At 51.5% G+C, this 1,154-nt stretch carries 2 protein-coding genes; both read right to left on the reverse strand.

Annotation, left to right across the window (positions count from 1 at the left end; translation table 11 throughout):
• Positions 1 to 106: 106 nt before the first annotated feature.
• The gene (locus ACLIIZ_RS21065; protein ID WP_416695659.1) at positions 107 to 820 is read right to left on the reverse strand and encodes a DUF6602 domain-containing protein; all 714 of its coding nucleotides are present in this window, start codon (positions 818 to 820) and stop codon (positions 107 to 109) included.
• 110 nt (positions 821 to 930) lie between these two features.
• Positions 931 to 1,154 (reverse strand): hypothetical protein (locus ACLIIZ_RS21070; RefSeq protein WP_416695661.1); only part of this gene is annotated, 224 nt, incomplete at its 5' end.

The following is a 1,154-nucleotide window of genomic DNA, read 5'->3' on the forward strand; positions in this document are numbered from 1 at the left end:
GGCCGTATTGCGTCCGCAGTAGCAAAAACAAGGGAAAATCGTGCGCTTCCAGATAAAAATCACCAAATCTCGGCCATCCAAGCTCAATTTCAGCAGCCAGGTCGCCTCAAGTCCGACAGGCTGCTAGCATGTGATACACAGTTCCCCGCTCGGCAATGGTGATTGAGCTAACCATGTAGTGCTCGCCAGTCATGTCCTTTGACCCGGGAGATTTCTTGCTATACGCAGAGGCGCTAAATTTTCGTGGATATCGCTGATTTAGTTCAACGAAATTCTCATGAATTGCATCAAGACTCCGAGAGTCCTCAAAGGAGAAAATTTTTAAGATGGGTGGCACGTAGTCAACAAGTTCATTTGTTGAGCAGACAACGCCAGGATGGATTTTGTCGACCGATGCCAGTTCTTCAAACGCCTCCTCAAGAACAGATTTTGACGTTGTTGATTTCACTTCAATAACTGCGTAAGCGCCCTCCACGGGGAGAATCTGATTGTCGTTTTCGTCAATAAAGAGAGCCGGACAATTGAGTGCGTCGTAGACAATGACATCCAAGTGGCGTGACATATTCCCTTCAGCGCTTACCAATTTCCCCTTCGCGACACCAAAACGAAAGGGAAGCGTTTGCCGAAGAACTTGGCGAAAAACGTTCTCAGCAATTTGTCCGGCTTCGAGGTTGTGCTGGATCGCTTTTCTTTGGGCGCGCCCGTGCGCTAGCCGAGCATTCAGCAATCGATTAATTTCGCGGACAACTTCCGTTGGTGGAAAATTGGCGGACTCGTCGTCCGCGGCTGTAAGTTGGCGAGAACTTTTGCGCGATCGCATGGAAGGCCTAACGAATAGCGTTTATCCGCCGACGCGGACGAGTTTGAAGAAGGTGTGAAGTCATATCGGCGGATAAACCTCGTTGGACTGGACCGCCGGACGGGCGATGGTTATGGGGATTGTAAGGAGGGCTTTTCCGAAGTCAATCGGATGGCATGAAACAAGGCGGTGGATTGGTGCGCGCCAGGCATTGCGGAGAGAGGATTTGGGAGAAGCAAACCGGCTCGATCATGCTTGCGTAGCTGCTCGGGAATCACTGGGTAGGCCGCAGGGCGAAGCCTTCCGAGAATGGTCTGGCCATCCGTTGGAGAAACCGTCAGCAGGGGCTTGATGC

Source organism: Azonexus caeni, from assembly GCF_048146105.1.
Lineage (GTDB): Bacteria > Pseudomonadota > Gammaproteobacteria > Burkholderiales > Rhodocyclaceae > Azonexus > Azonexus aromaticus_B.